At 62.2% G+C, this 17925-nt stretch carries 13 protein-coding genes; 7 read left to right on the forward strand and 6 right to left on the reverse strand.

Annotated features, from left to right (window positions below; genetic code table 11):
* Nucleotides 1-390: 390 nt before the first annotated feature.
* The gene (locus L4G42_RS08600) at nt 391-2517 is read right to left on the reverse strand and encodes a TonB-dependent siderophore receptor (RefSeq protein WP_237260778.1); all 2127 of its coding nucleotides are present in this window, start codon (nt 2515-2517) and stop codon (nt 391-393) included.
* Nucleotides 2518-2783: 266 nt separating this feature from the next.
* Here L4G42_RS08600 and L4G42_RS08605 point away from each other — a divergent pair, with 266 nt between their 5' ends.
* Nucleotides 2784-4949, forward strand: coding sequence for a PA5441 family protein (locus L4G42_RS08605; protein ID WP_237260760.1), 2166 nt, complete (start codon nt 2784-2786; stop codon nt 4947-4949).
* 35 nt (nt 4950-4984) lie between these two features.
* On the forward strand, nt 4985-5674 hold the full coding sequence (locus tag L4G42_RS08610; RefSeq protein ID WP_237251374.1) for a DUF3142 domain-containing protein: 690 nt from the start codon (nt 4985-4987) through the stop codon (nt 5672-5674).
* 1119 nt (nt 5675-6793) lie between these two features.
* Here the strand turns inward: L4G42_RS08610 and L4G42_RS08615 are convergent.
* Genes L4G42_RS08615 through L4G42_RS08625 form a run of 3 tightly spaced genes read right to left on the reverse strand, consistent with a single transcriptional unit; the run spans nt 6794 to nt 9795 of the window.
* On the reverse strand, nt 6794-7111 hold the full coding sequence (locus L4G42_RS08615) for an AtuA-related protein (RefSeq protein ID WP_237251375.1): 318 nt from the start codon (nt 7109-7111) through the stop codon (nt 6794-6796).
* Nucleotides 7108-8472, reverse strand: a complete 1365-nt coding sequence (locus L4G42_RS08620; RefSeq protein WP_237251376.1) for an acyclic terpene utilization AtuA family protein — start codon at nt 8470-8472, stop codon at nt 7108-7110. The genes L4G42_RS08615 and L4G42_RS08620 overlap by 4 nt, the downstream gene beginning before the upstream one ends.
* On the reverse strand, nt 8473-9795 hold the full coding sequence (locus tag L4G42_RS08625) for a CitMHS family transporter (RefSeq protein WP_237251377.1): 1323 nt from the start codon (nt 9793-9795) through the stop codon (nt 8473-8475). It abuts the gene before it with no gap.
* A gap of 145 nt (nt 9796-9940) precedes the next feature.
* Here L4G42_RS08625 and L4G42_RS08630 point away from each other — a divergent pair, with 145 nt between their 5' ends.
* The 5 genes from L4G42_RS08630 to efeO (L4G42_RS08650) all read left to right on the forward strand — a co-directional run bounded on the left by L4G42_RS08630 (nt 9941) and on the right by efeO (L4G42_RS08650) (nt 15481).
* On the forward strand, nt 9941-10834 hold the full coding sequence (locus L4G42_RS08630) for a LysR family transcriptional regulator (protein ID WP_237251378.1): 894 nt from the start codon (nt 9941-9943) through the stop codon (nt 10832-10834).
* A 308-nt stretch (nt 10835-11142) separates the two neighbouring features.
* The gene (gene efeU, locus L4G42_RS08635; protein ID WP_237251379.1) at nt 11143-12012 is read left to right on the forward strand and encodes an iron uptake transporter permease EfeU; all 870 of its coding nucleotides are present in this window, start codon (nt 11143-11145) and stop codon (nt 12010-12012) included.
* Nucleotides 12013-12020: 8 nt separating this feature from the next.
* Nucleotides 12021-13232, forward strand: a complete 1212-nt coding sequence (gene efeO, locus L4G42_RS08640; RefSeq protein ID WP_237251380.1) for an iron uptake system protein EfeO — start codon at nt 12021-12023, stop codon at nt 13230-13232.
* A gap of 65 nt (nt 13233-13297) precedes the next feature.
* On the forward strand, nt 13298-14629 hold the full coding sequence (gene efeB, locus L4G42_RS08645; protein WP_237251381.1) for an iron uptake transporter deferrochelatase/peroxidase subunit: 1332 nt from the start codon (nt 13298-13300) through the stop codon (nt 14627-14629).
* Between the two features lie 27 nt (nt 14630-14656).
* Nucleotides 14657-15481, forward strand: coding sequence for an iron uptake system protein EfeO (efeO, locus tag L4G42_RS08650; RefSeq protein ID WP_237251382.1), 825 nt, complete (start codon nt 14657-14659; stop codon nt 15479-15481).
* A gap of 974 nt (nt 15482-16455) precedes the next feature.
* Here efeO (L4G42_RS08650) and L4G42_RS08655 read toward each other — a convergent pair.
* A complete protein-coding gene (locus L4G42_RS08655) occupies nt 16456-17226 on the reverse strand; it encodes a molybdopterin-dependent oxidoreductase (protein WP_237251383.1) in 771 nt (256 codons plus the stop codon).
* Nucleotides 17219-17842, reverse strand: coding sequence for a cytochrome b/b6 domain-containing protein (locus tag L4G42_RS08660; RefSeq protein ID WP_237251384.1), 624 nt, complete (start codon nt 17840-17842; stop codon nt 17219-17221). Before L4G42_RS08660 ends, L4G42_RS08655 begins: the two co-directional genes overlap by 8 nt.
* Nucleotides 17843-17925 lie beyond the last annotated feature (83 nt).

Here is a 17925-nt window from a genome sequence, read left to right on the forward strand (position 1 = left end):
CCATGCAGTCAGTGGGACCTGCGGCAACCTCTGTAGGACCGGCTTCAGCCGGGAAGCCATTGATCTGCTCTACGCTTTTGATCTTCAGACACAAAAAGTTCAGTCACCACCAATCGCGACTTGGGTGCAGGCTGAACGCAGGTCTCGCGCAGTGGGCCGAGCGGCATGGATGCCGCGAGAGCCGCCCCCCGCCATGGATGGCGGATGGCGGATGGCCCCACGGAGCGAGACCGGAGTGAAGGAACCCTGAGGAACGAAGGGCCCAACCAGGAGCAAGCACCCTTGGTTACTTGGGGGTGGTGCGACTTTCGACTTTTCCAAGTAACTCGCCGAAGGCGAAACAGTCTGCCCCCAGGCAGACGCCCTTGATTTTGAGCTGAAACCTGAAAATCAAAAATCCAGCTTCACCCGCGCCACCAATTGCCGCGGCTCGCCGATGGAAATCGCCGGCGACCCCAACCCGCTCGCCGAGGTGTAGTACTTCTCGTCGAACACGTTTTTCAGATTCAACTGCAGCGTCACATCGCGCTCATCCAGCTTCACTTTATAAGCCACAAACGCATCGGCGACTTTCGACGATGGCAGGTAATACTCCTTCCCCGCGCCATCGTTGACACCCCAACGGCTGGCAAACCGTGCACCGGCACCGGCGCGCAGATCACCCACGCCAACGTGCCCAAAGTCACGGGTCAGGTACACCGCGCCGGTGTGCCTGGACACGCCGTCAAGCGGCTCACCCTTGAGGATCGGGTCCTCCAGCACTTTCGTGTCGGTGTAGGCGTAGCTGCCGGTGACACTCCAAAACTCGTTCAACTGCCCGGTGATGTCAGCTTCCAGCCCGCGCGCGCGCACCTCGCCGGACACCCGCGTGCAGGTCTCGGTGCCGCACGCTTCGCTGGTCTGCACGTTCTGCTTGTTGATATTGAACAGCGCCACGGTCGCGGTGATGGCATCGTTCTGGAACTTGGTGCCGATCTCGTAGGCCTTGCCCTCCTCCGGCGGCAGGTCGCCGATCGGCGAGGCAATCGAAGTGTTGGGCCGGAACGACTCGGTGTAGCTGCCGTACACCGACCAGTCCGGCTGGATCAGGTACACCAGCCCGACGCGGGGCACCACTTTGCTGTCCTTCACATCGGCACCGACCACGAACGGCCGGCCCTTGCCGGTCATCTCGTCGAATGCGTCGTAGCGCAGGCCAGTCTGCAGGATCCACTTCTCGCCCAGGTGCATGGCGTCCTGAACGAAGAACGCGTGGGTGCGCAGGTGATCGGTCTGGTCGCTGTTGGCGGCGCTGACCGTGCTCGGCTCCGCAGTCACCCCGTACACCGGCGCGTTGTAATTGAAGTCGGTTTTATTGGCGCTGCGGTACAAGTCACCCAGGTCGCGGTCGTTCTTCATGTAGTCGGCGCCGATCAGCACCTCGTGGCGCACGTCACCCCAGTACAGATTGCCCAGTGCACTGACGGTCGCCGTGTGCGCGACCTGCACGGCATCGCGGGTGGCGTCGCCGCGACGGGTTACAGCACCAGTGTTGTAGTTAGCCGAGATAAAGCGCGACTGGTAATCGTTGTAGTAATTGCGGCTGTAGGCGTAGCCGGTGCGCAGGGTCCAGGTGTCGTTGAGGCGATGGTCCATGCGCACGTCGAGGGAATCGGAGCGGCCGGTGGTGACGTTGAACGGCTCGTCCAGGCGCCGGGTGCGCGGGATGTCCAGCACCTTGCCGGTCTTGGTATTGATCTGTGTGCCACGGTCGAAGGGCACCGAATATTCCATGTGCTCGTAGGCCACGGACACCGTGGTGTCGTCGCCATACCAAGCCAGCGACGGCGCGATCACCGACTGATCGATGCTGCCGAAATTGCGCCAGTAATCGTAATTCTGCTTGTCGGCGATCACGCGGTAAGCCAAGCCATTGGTGCCGATCGGGCCGGTCAGGTCGATCTGCTCGCCGCCGCCGCCAAAACTGCTGCCGAACGCCGAGAGGGAACGGGCTTCGACCAGTTGCGGTTTCTTCGTCACCACGTTGATCACGCCGCCCGGGTCCTGCACGCCGTAGAGCATCGACGCCGGGCCCTTGAGCACTTCGATGCGCTCGGTGGTCGGGGTGAAGTTGCGCGCCTGCACCGATTGCATGCCGTCGCGCATGATCGAGTTGTCGCGGTTGGTGCCAAAACCACGCTTCTGGATCGCGTCCTGGGTGCCGCCCAGGGTGTTGCCCTGCTTGACGCCGCTGACCGCGTTGATCGCCTCGTCCAGGCTGGACGGCTGACGGTCTTCGATGACCCGGTTGGTCACCACGTTGACGCTCTGGGGGACTTCCACCAATGGTGCTTCGGTGCGCGTGGCCACGGTCGCCTTGCGCGCCTGATAGCTGTCGCGGCTGTGCTCGGTTTCGCTGACCTCGGGCTGGGACGTGGCGTCGATGTTGACCGCGTCCAGCTGCATTTCTTCAGCCCAGGCGACGGGGCTCATGCCCAGCGAGCACAGCAGCGCGGTGGCTGAGCACATGCCCGATATCGAGGCAGGACGAAGCACGGGGAAAGCGGACACGCGAGAACCGGATTGAGCTGTCATGGAAGCAAGAACCTGAGGCGTCGAGAAGCGATGCGCCCGTTACGAAACGCATCTGATTCTCACTACACGTACGCCAACGCGGTTTACCTCACATCAATCTGAAAATAATTTTGAATCAGGTGCCAGTGGCCTTCGGTGGATCAGGCGAAACACCCTGTATCATTCGCCGTGCTTACCCTCCTCTTACGTAGCGAAATCAAGGATTGTTCATGCGTATCCGCTCCCTGACTCCTCTTGCTTTGATCATTGGCGCGACGATGGGCGGCCAGGCCCAGGCCAGCAGTGATGACTCCTGCTACCCCACCTGGTCGCTGTTGCGCGATTCGCTGGACGTCTGCAACAACCTGCCCTTCCTCACGCCCGGCAACGACAGCCGGGTCAACCTGCGTCTGCTGCTGGCCGATCGCAAGGCGCTGACGCTCAAGCCCAACGCGCTGACCGAGCAGGAACTGGCCGAGGGCTACGGCGCGGTGCCGTTTGCCGCGTTTCGGGTGGTGAATGAGGAGATCGAGGGCGACGAAAGCGAGGAGTCAGGCGCCGCCGCCATGGGCGACCTGCTGGGCAAGCTCAGCCTGAGCCGCGACAGCAACGACACCGCAGGCCAGGCCTTCCTGCAGGGCGAAGGCAGCCGCTGCCGCAGTAACCGCGATGAGAGCGCCGCTGATTTCATCGGCCAGTTGCTCGACACCGAAGGGCTGTCCGCCACCGAGCGCCAATCCCTGGCCCGCGCCCGCCTGCAACTGCTGGACGCGTGCACCTGGGAGGCGGACAAACAGGCCAGCCTGCTGCCGACCGATGTTCAGTCGCCCGAAGCCAAGGCGTTCGTCGCCTACCTTCGTGCGGCATCGGACTTCTACAGCGGGCGCTTCAGCGATGCCGAAAACGGCTTCAACGGCCTCGCCGACATCACGCAGCCGTGGCTCAAGGAAACGGCGCTGTACATGGTCGCCCGCACCCGGCTCAACGCCGCTCAGCAGGATGCGTTCGACGAATACGGCAGCCTGAAGGAAGACCACGATCGCGCCGCTTATGCAGGCGTCGCTCAAGCCATCGAGCAGTACCTCAGCGCTTACCCCGACGGCCGCTACAGCCGCTCCGCCACCGGATTGCTGCGCCGGGTCCACTGGCTGGCAGGAGACACCGACAAACTGGCGGCCGATTACGCCTGGCAACTGACCGAAGCCGGCGAAGCCCGCGCGTCTGCTTCGCCGGAAGCGTTGATTCAGGAAGCCGACAACAAACTGCTGACCGCGCTGAACGACGCCACGCCATCGCCGTTGATGACCGCCACCCATGACCTGATGATCATGCGTCCGGACCTGCCGAACCGGCTAACCCGTGAAAAGCTCGATGCGCAAAAAGCGCTGTTCGCGGAGCAACCGGCGATGTTCGATTACTTGCAGGCGGCCTTCGCGTTCTACGTCGACAAGAAACCGGCCGAAGCGCTAAAGCGTTTGCCGAACGACGTCCCCGAAACACTGGATTATCTGGCCTTCAGCCAACAGACCCTGCGCGGCCTGGCCCTGGAAGCGGGCAACGATATGCCCGGCTCTCAAGCGCTGTGGCTGAAACTGCTGCCTCTGGCGCAGCAACCTTTACAGCGTGAACAGCTGGAACTGGCGCTGGCGATGAACTATGAGCGCAGCGGGCAACTGGCTCAGGTGTTCACCGGCGATTCGCCGATCAAGTCCGCGCAAGTGCGGCTGATTCTGCTGGGCAAGGTGGCCGACGCGGCGCTGCTGCGCCAGCAGATCGGTCAGGGCATCAGCGACACCGAAAAGGCCACTGCGCAGTTCGTCCTGCTCTACAAAGAGCTGCTGCACAGCCAGTACGCCGCGTTCGCCGATGATTTGAAAACCCTGCCGGAGCCGCCTGCGGCCACCAAACTCGGCACCAGCCTGGGTTACGTCTATGACGCCGCCCAGACGCTGCAGTTGTTCCGCTGGAACGGCGCCAAGGCCGAGTCGGGGTACGCCTGCCCGAGCATTGGCGAGATCGCCGCCGCGTTGCAGGTCAATGACAAGGACGCCAAAGGGTTGAATTGCCTGGGTGAGTTCATCCTGCGCAACGCCCTGGACGGCATGCCGCTGGACAGAAAGCCCGATGCGGGTGATTTGGGCAGCAGCGAACCCGGCTTCAAGGGCGAGGTGTTCTCGCGCCTGAACGGCTATCAGACAGTGATCGCCGACAGCAAAGCTGCGCGGGACGACAAGACCTACGCGCTGTTCCGCGCGATCAACTGCTACGCGCCTTCTGGCTACAACAGTTGCGGCGGCAAGGACGTTGCCCCGGCCGTGCGCAAGGGCTGGTTCAAGCAGCTGAAAACCACTTACGGCGCCACCAGCTGGGGCAAATCCCTGCAGTATTACTGGTGATTCGCGCGCGGCTGCGTGTGCTGACGTGCGCCTGGATGCTCGTCGGCTTGAGCAACGGCGTGGCCTGGGCGGCGGTGGACGCCCGCGAGCACGATGCCTTCTGGCTGTGGAGCGGCGTGGCGACGCAGCCGGTGCTGGATCGGGCGCAGACGCTGTATGTGCTGCAAGGCCAGATCAGCGCAACCCGTCGTGATCGGCAAACGGCGGCGCTGATTGCCCAGGGGATGAGCGTGACGCGTCTGCCCCAGCGGGAGGTGTGGATCGTCTACCGCGCCCACACCCTGCGCTGGCCCGAGCCGGTTTACAAACAGCTATTGGGCCAGGTGCAACGCTGGCGGGACGCGGGCACGGCGGTCGCCGGCGTGCAGATTGATTTCGATGCGCGCACCCGTTATTTGCAGGACTACGTGGTGTTTCTCAAGGACCTGCGCCAGCGCCTGAAGCCTGAGCTGAAGCTCAGCATCACCGGGTTGATGGACTGGAGCAGCAACGCGGATTCGCAGGCGATAAGCGAGTTGAACGGCGTAGTCGATGAAGTGGTGGTGCAGACGTACCAGGGCCGCCACAGCGTCCCCGACTACGCCGCGTACCTGCCGCGCATCAGCCGGATGGGGCTGCCGTTCAGGATCGGTCTGGTGCAAGGCGGGGAATGGCAAGCGCCCGGGTATCTGCAAGACAGCCCGTGGTTTCGCGGGTATGTGGTGTTTTTGTTGAATCAGAAGTGACAGGGATGCGCGCCGAAACGCAAAACCCTGGAGGAGCCGACGATTGTGTGCGTTGCCACACTCCATTGTAGGAGCGCGCTTGCCCGCGAACGCGTACTGCCTGTGACGAATCCATTGCCTGACACACCGCATTCGCGGGCAAGCGCGCTCCTACAGTTGATCGGGGTACACCGAAAATTTGCGGTGGACGCAAGACCTGTTGGAGCTTGCTCGCGAAAGCGGTGTGTCGGTAGAGATCGTCGTTTCAGATCCAACGCATTCGCCAGCGAGCCGGCTCCTACGGATTTTGTATAAGCCGACGATTACGTGCGTTGCCACACTCCATTGTAGGAGCGCGCTTGCCCGCGAACGCGTACTGCCTGTGACGAATCGATTGCCTGGCACACCGCCTTCGCGGGCAAGCGCGCTCCTACAGTTGATCGGGGTACACCGAAAATTTGCGGTGGACGCAAGACCTGTTGGAGCTTGCTCGCGAAAGCGGTGTGTCGGTAGAGATCGTCGTTTCAGATCCAACGCATTCGCCAGCGAGCCGGCTCCTACGGATTTTGTATAAGCCGACGATTACGTGCGTTGCCACACTCCATTGTAGGAGCGCGCTTGCCCGCGAACGCGTACTGCCTGTGACGAATCGATTGCCTGACACACCGCCTTCGCGGGCAAGCGCGCTCCTACAGTTGATCGGGGTACACCGAAAATTTGCGGTGGACGCAAGACCTGTTGGAGCTTGCTCGCGAAAGCGGTGTGTCGGTAGACATCGTCGTTTCAGATCCAACGCATTCGCCAGCGAGCCGGCTCCTACGGATTTTGTATAAGCCGACGATTGTGTGCGTTGCCACACTCCATTGTAGGAGCGCGCTTGCCCGCGAACGCGTACTGCCTGTGACGAATCGATGGGCTGACACACCACCTACGCGGGCAAGCGCGCCCCTACAGGTTGATCTCATCCAACCGAGATATCGCGTCGACCGCCATTCATTGACCGTGGGTCCATCCGGCCAATGCGCCGTGATCACTGGCCTATTCCCGGCTAAAGCCGGTCCCACTAAAGACTCGCGCGCACCCCGTAGGACCGGCTTTAGCCGGGAAGGCGTCGGCCGCTGCACCGCGAATCCGGCGATCTCAAACGTCGATGTCCAGCAACGCAGCCCCCAGCGCCTTGCCGTGGGCATCCAGCGCCAATGATCGTGTAACGCCACCCTTCAAAATGCCAGGCAGCACGAAATTCAGCCCATGCACCTTCGGCAGTTCATAACGAAGCACCCGTGGGGCATCGTCCCCCAGCAGCTCGGCAAAGTGCTCAGCCACCCGCTCGACCGTCAGCGCCTCCAGCAATCGCGGATAGTCTTCGGGCTTGAAGGCGATGACCGAAATATTCGAAGTGTCACCCTTGTCGCCGGTCCGGGAATGGGCCAGTTCACGCAATTTCACGGTACTCACGATGCGTCCTCCAGATGAACCTGCGCCCTGATGGCATCCCGTGGCATCAGCAGCGACGCCACGGCCACCACCTGACGCACGCCTTTGGTCGCGCCGCCGCCGCCATAGGGCCCGTTGGTGTAGAGGGTTTCGACTTCATTGCCGATGCGCACGGCTTCGGCCTTGTCTGCACAGCGCGCCGCGACCCGCAGGCGCACCTCCCACGGCTCGGCCGCCGTCCGCGATCCCAGCGCCGCACCGTGCAACGCGTCCACGCCGATCAGCTCGGCGCGCACGTCATCGAAGACCACGCCGGTCAGTTGCAAACGTTCCAGCACCACGTCCCGCGCCAGTTGCGCGCGGGCCAGTGCGCCGGGCCCGCCGTAGGAAATCTGCCCCTCGCCGATCCAGCCGTCGAGATAACCCACCGACACCTTGAGCGTCTGCGGACGCGCGCGGCCATCGGCGCCTTCAGCCCGCACCTCATTGGCCTCAACCACGCTGAACGACACGCCGGAAAAATCCGCCGTCACGTCAGGGGTCAGGTACGCCGCCGGGTCGTGCACTTCATACATCATCTGCTCGGTGCAGGTCGCTGTATCGATCCGCCCGCCGGAGCCGGCGACCTTGCTGATCACCGCCCTGCCCTCGGCGTCGACTTCAGCCAGCGGAAACCCCAGGCGCGCCAGATTCGGCACCTCTTTCACACCCGGATCAGCAAAGTAGCCGCCAGTGATCTGCCCGGCGCATTCCAGCAGATGGCCGATCAACGTGCCGCGTCCCAGCCGCGTCCAGTCGTCTTCTGCCCAGCCGAACTCAAAGAGCTGCGGCGCGAGAAACAACGAAGGATCGGCAACCCGGCCGGTGATCACCACATCGGCATCGGCCTTCAGTGCCTCGACAATTCCCTGCGCGCCCAAATAAGCATTTGCCGAGATCAACCGGTCGCCAAGTGAAGCAATGGTCGCGCCGTTATCCAGCACCTGTTCAGGGCTCGCCTTTAAAACAGCAAGCACGTCATCCCCGGTCACCGCTGCGACCTTCAGCCCATGCAGCCCCAGTTCAACCGCGATGCGCCGCACTTCCCGCGCCGCCGCCAGCGGATTGGCCGCGCCCATGTTGCTGATCAGCCGCAGCCGACGCTGGCCTGCTTCACGTCCACGCCCCACAAACGGCAGCACGCGACGCATGCGCTCGCTCAGCAGCGGGTCGAAACCAGCTTCGGGATCGCTGAGCCGCGCCTGCTGCGCCAGGGCAATGGTGCGCTCGGCCAGGCACTCGAAAACCAGGTAATCCAGTTCGCCCTTCTCGGCCAGTTCGACCGCAGGCTCAATGCGATCACCGGAATACCCGGCGCCAGAGCCGATACGTAATGTCTTCATTTAAAACACTCCCAGCAACAGTGCGGTCAGGGTCATCAGCACCGATGCGGCAAACAGAAACGGAATGGTGAAGCGCTGGTGGTCGGCCAGCTCGACCTTGCACAGCCCGACCAGCAGGAAGGTCGCCGGCGTCAGCGGGCTGACCGGGAAGCCGGTGGTGTGCACGCCCAATAGCGACGCCTGGGCCACTTGCAGTGGATCGACGCCCAGCGAGCGGCCGACTTCGGCAATCACCGGCATCACGCCAAAATAGAAGGAATCGGGGTCGAACAGCAGGCTCAGCGGCATGGACAGGAAGCCCACCACCATCGGAATCAGCTTGCCGTGGCCGGCCGGAATTTGCGCCACCGCCACTTCGGCCATGGCCTTGAGCATGCCGGTGCCCTGCATGATGCCGGTGAATACCCCGGCCGCCAGAAGAATACTGGCCATGGTCAGGGCGGTCTTGGCGTGGGCATCGATGCGCGCGCGTTGGGCGTCGACGTTGGGGTAGTTGATGCACAGCGCCAGCACCGTGCCGACCATGAACATCACCACCGGATCGACCCAGCCGGAGATCATTATCCCCATGACTGCGAGGGTCAGCAGCAGGTTGAGCCAGAACAGACGCGGCCGGCGCAGCACCGCTTCCTGCTCGGTCAGCACCCGCTGCGGCACCACATCGATGTGCTCGGCCGTGGTTTGAAAGCGGCCCAGCCCCAAGCGCTTTTCCTCACGCCGCCCGAGCATCCAGGCGCAGAAGAAGACAAACGCCAGGCCGACGATCTGCACCGGAATCAGCGGCTGAAACAGCTCGGACACCGGCACATGCAGCGCCGCAGACGAGCGCAGCACCGGGCCGGTCCACGGCAGGAAATTCACCCCCGCCGCCATCGCCGCGACGCAGGCCAGGATCCGCCGATCGATGCCCAGCCGCGTGTACAACGGCAGCATCGCCGGGATCGTCACCAGAAAAGTCACCGCGCCGGAACCGTCGAGGTGCACCAGCAACGCCAGCAGCGCAGTGCCGACAACAATCCGCGTAGGACGCGTGCCCACGGTGCGCAGGATGCGGTCGATGATCGGGTCGAGCATGCCGGCGTCGGTCATCACCCCGAAGAACAGAATTGCGAACACGAACATGCCGACCACCGGGGCGACGTTCTTGATGCCGGTGATGATGAAGCCGCTGGTTTGCAGACCGAACCCGCCGATCAGCGCGGCGATGATGGGCAACGCAATCAGGGCGACCAGGGGCGAGAGGCGCTTGCTCATGACGGCGGCGAGCAGGCAGAGGATGGTAATGACACCGAGGGTGGCGAGCATGGTTTGATCCTTCGTCATCCCTGACCGGCGTGCGGCGGGACGAGCTGTTGTTGTTTTCATCGAGTATCGAAACGGGAGTAAGCTTTGTAAATTGAAATGTTCGGCATCCTGCGTTCGGAAAAACCGAATCAGGTCGTGCCACGAAGGTTTGGAAAACTGCCCCATGAAGAACTCGATCCAGCACATTCGCGCCTTTCTCACGGTCGCCAGTACGGGCAGCTTTGCCAAGGCGGCCCTTGAGCTGAACCTGTCGCCGTCCGCACTGACCGTGCAGATCCAGCAGCTGGAAGAATGGCTCGGGGTTGCGTTGCTGGAGCGCAGCCCGCGCCAGGTGAGCCTGACCGCTGCCGGCCAGAACAACCGCGGGCCGATGGAGAAACTGCTGCTGGACCTGGACAATATCGTCAGCGGCTCGCGGGATCTGGCGGCGCTGCGCCGGGGCGTGGTGACCATCGCCGCCCTGCCCTCGATGTGTTCCGGCACGCTGCCGCCGATGCTGAAAGCCTTCCGCGAGCAATTCCCCGGCGTTGAAGTGCGCCTGCGGGATGTGGTGGCGCAGCGGATTGATGCGCTGGTGCGTGAGGGCGAAGTGGATTTCGGGCTGGGCGTGCGGGCGCGAATGGGTCACGGGCTGGCATTCGACGTGGTGATGGTCGACCGGCTCAGTCTGTTTGTCCCCGCTGATCATCCGCTGGCACGCGAGGGTTCGATCACCCTGCAGGCGCTGGCCGGACAGCCGATCATCCTCACCGGTCGCGACAGCAGCGTGCGCGAGCGGGTGGAACAGTTATTTGCCGAAGAAGGGCTTGTGCTGACGCCCGGGCTGGAAGCGAACTACATGTCAACGGTCATGGCGCTGGTGCGGCAGGGCCTTGGGATGACGCTGCTGCCGGAATCCGCCGACGAAGGCCGCGGCGATTTGACGCAGGTGCGGGTCGAGCATCCTGGGGTGTGCCGGGAGATCGGGCTTATCACCCGAGCCGGATTGGACCTGAGCCCCGCAGCGCTGCGCTTCGTCGAGACAATGAAGCACACGTTGTCGCCGCAAATTTTGTAGGAGCCGGCTTGCTGGCGAAAGCGTCCGTGCTTAGACATCGCCCTCTTCTGACGTGCCGGGTTCGCCAGCAAGCCGGCTCCTACAGTAGATCTCGACTGTTCCCATCATCTGCGGCGGACAAGATTCCGTAGGCCGTCAATCGCCCCCACCTGAATGCCAGCTGAACACCTGCACGACAAGCAGGGTTTTGCAAAAAAACCAGTGCGGCCATTCAATAATGAGTATCATTATGTTACACATTGGCTGAATGCGAATGGCTACCCGACGCATTCACGTCGCCCACCCTATCAGATCTGCACCGGTGATTAATGCTCGTTCCTCTTTTGATCATGCTGCGCGAAGGGATTGAAGCCGCGCTTATCGTTGGCATCATTGCCAGTTACCTGAGACAGACCGGCCGTGGCGAGTGGATGCCCGCAGTGTGGATCGGCGTGTTTCTGGCTGTCGCATTGGCGCTGTTCGTCGGCGGTGGCCTGGAGATGGTCAGCGCTGAATTCCCGCAAAAGCAGCAGGAACTGTTCGAAGGTATCGTCGGCCTTGTTGCCGTGGTGATCCTCAGTTCGATGGTCGTGTGGATGCGCAAAGTCGCACGCTCGGTCAAACATGACCTGCACCAATCCCTGGACGCCGCACTGGCCGGGTCGAGAAACCAGACCTACGCGCTGATCGGCATGGTGTTCTTCGCCGTCGCCCGTGAAAGCCTCGAAACCGTGTTTTTCCTGCTCGCCGTGTTCCAGCAGAGCGAAGGCATGTCCGGCCCGCTGGGTGCGCTGTTCGGCCTGATCATTGCGGTGTGCATCGGCGTCGCGATTTATAAAGGCAGCATGCGCCTGAACCTGAGCAAGTTCTTCCGCTACACCGGCCTGTTCATCCTCGTCGTCGCGGCGGGCATTCTGGCCAATTCGGTACGCTCGCTGCACGAAGCCGGGGTCTGGAACCACTTCCAGGACGTGGTGTTCGACATCAGCGCGATCCTGCCGATGGACGGCCCGACCGGTTCGGTGCTGGCCGGCATGTTCGGCTATCAGGATGCGCCGACCGTCAGCGTGCTGGCGGCGTACCTGGCGTACCTGTTCTTTGCGCTGTTCCTGTTCTTCAAGCCCCAGGCGCGGGTGGTGAGTCTGCCCACCCGTCCGGCCCATGAACACGGCCACACTTCTTCAGTTACGAACAAATAAGGGCACTCATGAACTCCACTGCCAACGGCCTTCCTCCCAAGAAAGCCAAGCCCCCTCGCGCCTTGCAGTTCGCCGTTGCAGGCTCGGTGATTTTGATGATCGCCGCGGGCGCCATGTTCTATTTCGCCTCTCAGGCCGCGCAGCAAAAGCGCATCGCCAACAGCGGCAATGAAACCGTCGTGACCATCAACGCGAAGAACTGCGAGCCGAACTCGATCACCGTGCCGGCTGGCAAGAACGCTTTCCGCATCGTCAACGCCTCGGACCGCGCCGTGGAATGGGAAATCCTCGACGGCGTGCTCGTGGTTGAAGAACGCGAAAACATCGTTCCGGGCCTGAGCCAGGTCATCAACGCCAACCTGCAGCCAGGCGACTACACCATCACCTGCGGCTTGCTGAGCAACCCGCGCGGCACCCTGCACGTGACGCCGACCGCTGAGTCGGATGCCGCTGCCAAAGCGCGTCCGTCGATGGTCGCCTTCATCGGCCCGCTGTCCGAATACCGCGTCTACCTGAGCACCCAGAGCAGCGCGCTGATCCGCGCGGTCAATGATCTGCAACAAGCCATCGACAGCGGCGACCTGGCTCAGGCGCAAAAAGCCTACGCGCCGGCCCGTGCTGCCTATCAGCGCATCGCCCCTGCGGCGCAGCGCCTGTCCGAGCTGGACAACGCGATCAACGCCCGCGCCGATTACTACGAAAAACGCGAGCAGGACCCGGGCTTCGGCGGCTTCCATCGCATCGAATTCGGCCTGTTCTCGCAGAAATCCGTCGAGGGCCTGACGCCGGTCGTGCAGAAGCTGCAAACCGACATCGCCAGCCTGAAACAGCAATTGCTGGCCCAGAGCATCGCCCCGGAACAACTGGCGAGCATGGTCGTGCGCAACATGCGCAGCATCGCCGAGGTCCGCAACAACGGCGAAGAAGAACGCTACAGCCACCTCGACGTGAACGGTTTTGCCGCCAACCTGGAAGGCACGCGCAAGGTCATCGACCTTCTGCGTCCGCTGCTGGCCAAGTCGTCCGGCGAGGTGCTGAAAAAGATCGATACCGCGAGCACCGCACTGGATGACCAATTGCTGATGCTCAAGACCGCCGACGGCTTGAAGCCGTACGACCAGGTCAGCACCGAACAACGAAAACAGATAGCAGACAAGGCCAAGGCACTGGCCGACGCACTCGATGGAATCGATCCGGCCCTCGGCCTCTCAGGCCTGTGAGCGTGCCCGGGCGGGTGCCCCATGCACCCGCCCGGCCCTGAAACCAGAGCGAAGACAGCATTCACATGAAAGACTCCGATTCAAAAAACGCGCCGATCTCCACAGACCGTCGCCGCGTCCTGCTGGGCCTTGGCGCTGCGGGCGCAGCGGTGGCCGGTGCCAGCCTGACCGGCAACGCGTTCGCAGCGACCGCGCCGGCGCAGGTCACCGAAGCACCGAAAAGCGAAAAGACCCAGGACCACAACGCGTTCCATGGCCCGCATCAGAGCGGCATCGTCACCCCGCGCCCAACCGCCGGGATGATGGTCTCCTTCGACGTGCTGGCGCAGGACCGCGAGGATCTTGAGCGCATGTTTCGCACGTTGAACGAGCGCATTGCGTTCCTGATGACCGGCGGCCCGGTGCCCCAGGTCGATCCGAAACTGCCACCACTCGATTCCGGCATCCTCGGCCCGGTGGTCACGCCGGACAACCTGACCATTACCGTGTCGGTGGGTGACTCGCTGTTCGACGACCGCTTTGGTCTGGAACCGGTCAAGCCCAAGCGTTTGCAGCGCATGGTCGGTTTCCCCAACGATGCGCTGGAAGCCGATTGCTGCCACGGTGACTTGAGCATTCAATTCTGCTCGAACGCCCAGGACAGCAACATTCACGCCCTGCGCGACATCGTGAAAAACCTGCCGGACCTGCTGCTGGTGCGCTGGAAACAGGAAGGCACCGTGCCCGCCCAAGCCCCGTTGAAACCGGGTCAGCCGCCGGAAAGCGCGCGCAACTTCCTGGGCTTCCGCGACGGCTCGGCCAATCCGGACTCGAACAACCAGAAGACCATGAACGAGCTGGTCTGGGTACAACCGGGCAGTGACGAACCGGGCAACGGTGAACCGGCCTGGGCCGCCAATGGCAGCTACCAGGCGGTGCGCATCATCCGCAACTTCGTCGAGCGCTGGGACCGTACCCCGTTGCAGGAACAGCAAGCCATCTTCGGCCGGGTCAAAACCACCGGCGCGCCGATGGACGGCAGGACCGAAGCCGACGTCCCGGATTACGCGAAAGACCCCGAAGGCAAGGTCACCAAGCTGGATGCGCACATCCGCCTGGCGAACCCGCGTACGGCGCAAACCCAGCGCAACCTGATCCTGCGTCGCCCGTTCAACTACTCGAACGGCGTGAACAAAAACGGTCAGCTGGACATGGGTCTGCTGTTCATCTGCTATCAGGCGGATCTGGAGAAAGGCTTCATTACTGTGCAGACGCGCCTTAACGGCGAGCCGCTGGAGGAATACCTCAAGCCGGTGGGCGGCGGGTATTTCTTCACCCTGCCAGGCGTGGTCGACAGCAACGACTTCATTGGCCGGTCGCTGTTGGCCGCCTCTGCCCAAACAACAAAAACTGCCTGACACCCCTTACCTCACAGGAAAAGCTCTATGAAAAAGTCGCCTCTCGCGTTGTTGCTTACCTTTGGCGTGTTGCAGACATCCCTGTCAGCGTTCGCCGCCACCGCGCCGCTGGACCTGGTCACGCCGGTGTCGGATTACAAGATTTACGTGACAGAAAACGTCGACACCCTGGCTGCCGACACACAGAAGTTCACCGACGCGATCAAGAAAGGCGACCTGGCGACCGCGAAGAAGCTGTTCCCGACCACGCGTCTGTCCTATGAGTCGATCGAGCCGATTGCCGAGCTGTTCAGTGACCTGGACGCGTCGATCGACTCCCGCGAGGACGATCACGAGGACGGCGTGAAGGCCGACGATTTCACCGGTTTCCACCGCCTGGAATATGCGTTGTTCTCGCAGAACAGCACCCGGGATCAGGGCGTGTTCGCGGACAAGCTGTTGGCTGACGTGAAAGAGCTGCAGTCGCGCATCGCTGGCATTACCTTCCCGCCGGAGAAGGTCGTGGGCGGTGCTGCTGCGTTGATGGAAGAAGTGGCGGCGACGAAGCTGTCGGGCGAGGAAGATCGTTACAGTCACACTGACTTGTATGACTTCAAGGGCAACGTTGACGGTTCGAAGAAGATCGTTGATCTGTTCAAGCCGCAGTTGGAGCAGTCGGACAAGGCGTTCGTGGCGAAGGTCGAGAAGAACTTTGCGACGGTGGACAAGATCCTGGCGAAGTACAAGACCAAGGACGGTGGTTACGAGACGTACGATAAGGTGAAGGAGCAGGACCGCAAGGCGCTGGCAGGTCCGGTCAATACGTTGGCTGAAGATCTGTCGCAGATGCGCGGGAAATTGGGTCTGAACTGATTTCGATGCGATGAAAAGCCCGTTTGCCGAGTGATTGGCAGGCGGGCTTTTTTGTTGTTGGGAGTTCGAAGCCAGATCCAGAGCATCTGCCTAACGGCAGATTGTTTCGCCTTCGGCGAGTTACTTGGAAAAGCACCCCAAGTAACCAAGGGTGCCTGCTCCTGGTTTGGCCCCTCCTCCGTCGGGGTTCCTTCACTCCGGTCTCGCTCCGTGGGCCCGCTGCCATCCGCCATCCATGGCGGGGGGCAGCTCTCGCCGCATCCATGCGGCTCGGCCCACTCCGCGAAACCTGCGTTCAGCCTGCACCCAAGTCGCGTTTGGCGGTGTTTGAGCCTTTTGTGTATGAAGATCAAAAGCGCGTTTAAGGCAGATCAAGAGCTTCCCGGCTGAAGCCGGTCCTACGGTGAACGCGGTGTATTTAGGACTAGCTTTAGCCGGGAAGAGGCCGGATTGTTCGCCATCGGTTTTGCGGCGTGACGATCGACGCCTTCCCGGCTGAAGCCGGTCCCACTAATAGCAGCGCGTGCATTCAGTGGGACTGGCTTCAGCCGGGAATGGACGCGGAGCGTCCTGGGATGCATACCCACGCGGAGCGAGGGCACGATCAGCAAGGGGATAAACGCGGTTTCTGTAGGACCGGCTTCAGCCGGGAAGCTCTTGATCTGCCCTTGATCTTGATCTTAATGCACAGAAAGCCCAGACACCGCAGAACGCGACTTTGGTGCAGGCCGAACGTAGACGACGCACAGTGGGCCGAGCGGCATGGATGCCGCGAGAGCGCCGTCAGGACATGGATGTCCGTTCGGCGCGGGCCCACGGAGCGTCGTCGGAGTGAGGGTATTCCGACGAAGGAGGAACCCAACCAGGAGCAGGCACCCTTGGTTACTTGGGGTGCTTTTCCAAGTAACTCGCCGAAGGCGAAACGGTCTGCCCCCAGGCAGACGCCTTTGATCTTGATCCTGAAAAACGCGGGATCAAATCCCGCTAAACCAGTTGTACCCCTGATCCTCCCAATACCCCCCGGGATTATCATTGCTCACCACAATCTCGACGATATGCTTCGGATTCTTGAAGCCCAGCTTCGTCGGCACCCTCACCCGCAACGGATAACCATACTCCGGCGGCAGCGCCACCTCGGCAAAGTCCAGTGCCAACAGCGTCTGCGGATGCAACGCCGTCGGCATGTCCAGACTCGAGTAATACCGATCCGCGCACTTGAAGCCGACAAACTTCGCTGTCGTGTCCGCCCCCACATGCTCAAGGAACGTACGCAACGGCACACCGCCCCACTGCCCGATCGCGCTCCAGCCCTCCACACAGATCAACCGCGTGATATCGCTGCGCTGGGGCAACTTGCGCAACCCTTCCAGCGTCCACGGCGCCTTGTCCCGCACCAGCCCCGACACACCCAACTTCCAGTCCGCCGTGTCCAGCTCGGGAATATCGTCCTCACCATAAAACGCGTTGAACGGAAACGGATTGCGGACCTGATCCTTACTAAACGTCGGCGCCAGCTTCTGCCCGCTGAACAGCCAGGCCTGAACCCGATCGTTCCAGCGCGACATGCTCCACAGCACCTTATCCACCTGATCGCCGTCCTGCAGATTACAACCGGTGAGCATCGCCATCGCGCCCACGGTCAGGCCGCCCTTGAGGAAATGCCGACGCTGCAGGCTCTCCAGCTGGATCTGCTGGGCCGGCTCCAGCTTGATGCGCGCAATGGCGCGTTTTTTAGGCTCAATCATGCTCAACCTTCCCGCTTTCAATCCCACGCGTACCGCCGGTGATCATCGGCATCAGGGTTTTCGGCACCATCAGCACCAGCGCCAGGTGCACCACCACGAACGCGCCAATGAACGCCATCGCCGCAAAATGCACGTACCGGGCGAAGTCATAGCCGCCGAACACGGCGGTCAATTCCTGCAACTGGACCGGCTTCCAGATCGCCAGCCCCGTCAGCACGATCAATACGCCTGCGGCCAGCACCAGCCAATACATCAGGCGCTGCACGGCGTTGTAGACGCCCTTCTCGTGCTTGAGACGAAAGCGCAGCGCATCAAGCATGTCGCGCTTGACCGCCGTGGGGGTGACCGGCAGAAAGTCGCGCTTGAAGTGCCGAGTGAACAGGCCATACAGCACGTAGATAAGGCCGTTGATCACCAACAGCCACATCACTGCGAAGTGCCACGCCAGCGCGCCACCCAGCCAGCCGCCCACGGTGAAATCCCGGGGGAAGGAGAAGCTGAACAGCGGCGACGCGTTATAGATGCCCCACCCGCTCATGAACATGCAGACCATGCCGAAGGCATTGATCCAGTGCGTCAGGCGGATGGGCCATGGATGAATTCTGGTTTTTTTCATGGTGCGAGACTCATCACGGATGAATTCGGTACATCAGCAGCTGTAGGAGCGACCGGGGTGGCGCTTCACCTTGCCCGCGAACT

This window comes from Pseudomonas petrae, assembly GCF_021728295.1.
GTDB classification, from domain to species: domain Bacteria; phylum Pseudomonadota; class Gammaproteobacteria; order Pseudomonadales; family Pseudomonadaceae; genus Aquipseudomonas; species Aquipseudomonas petrae.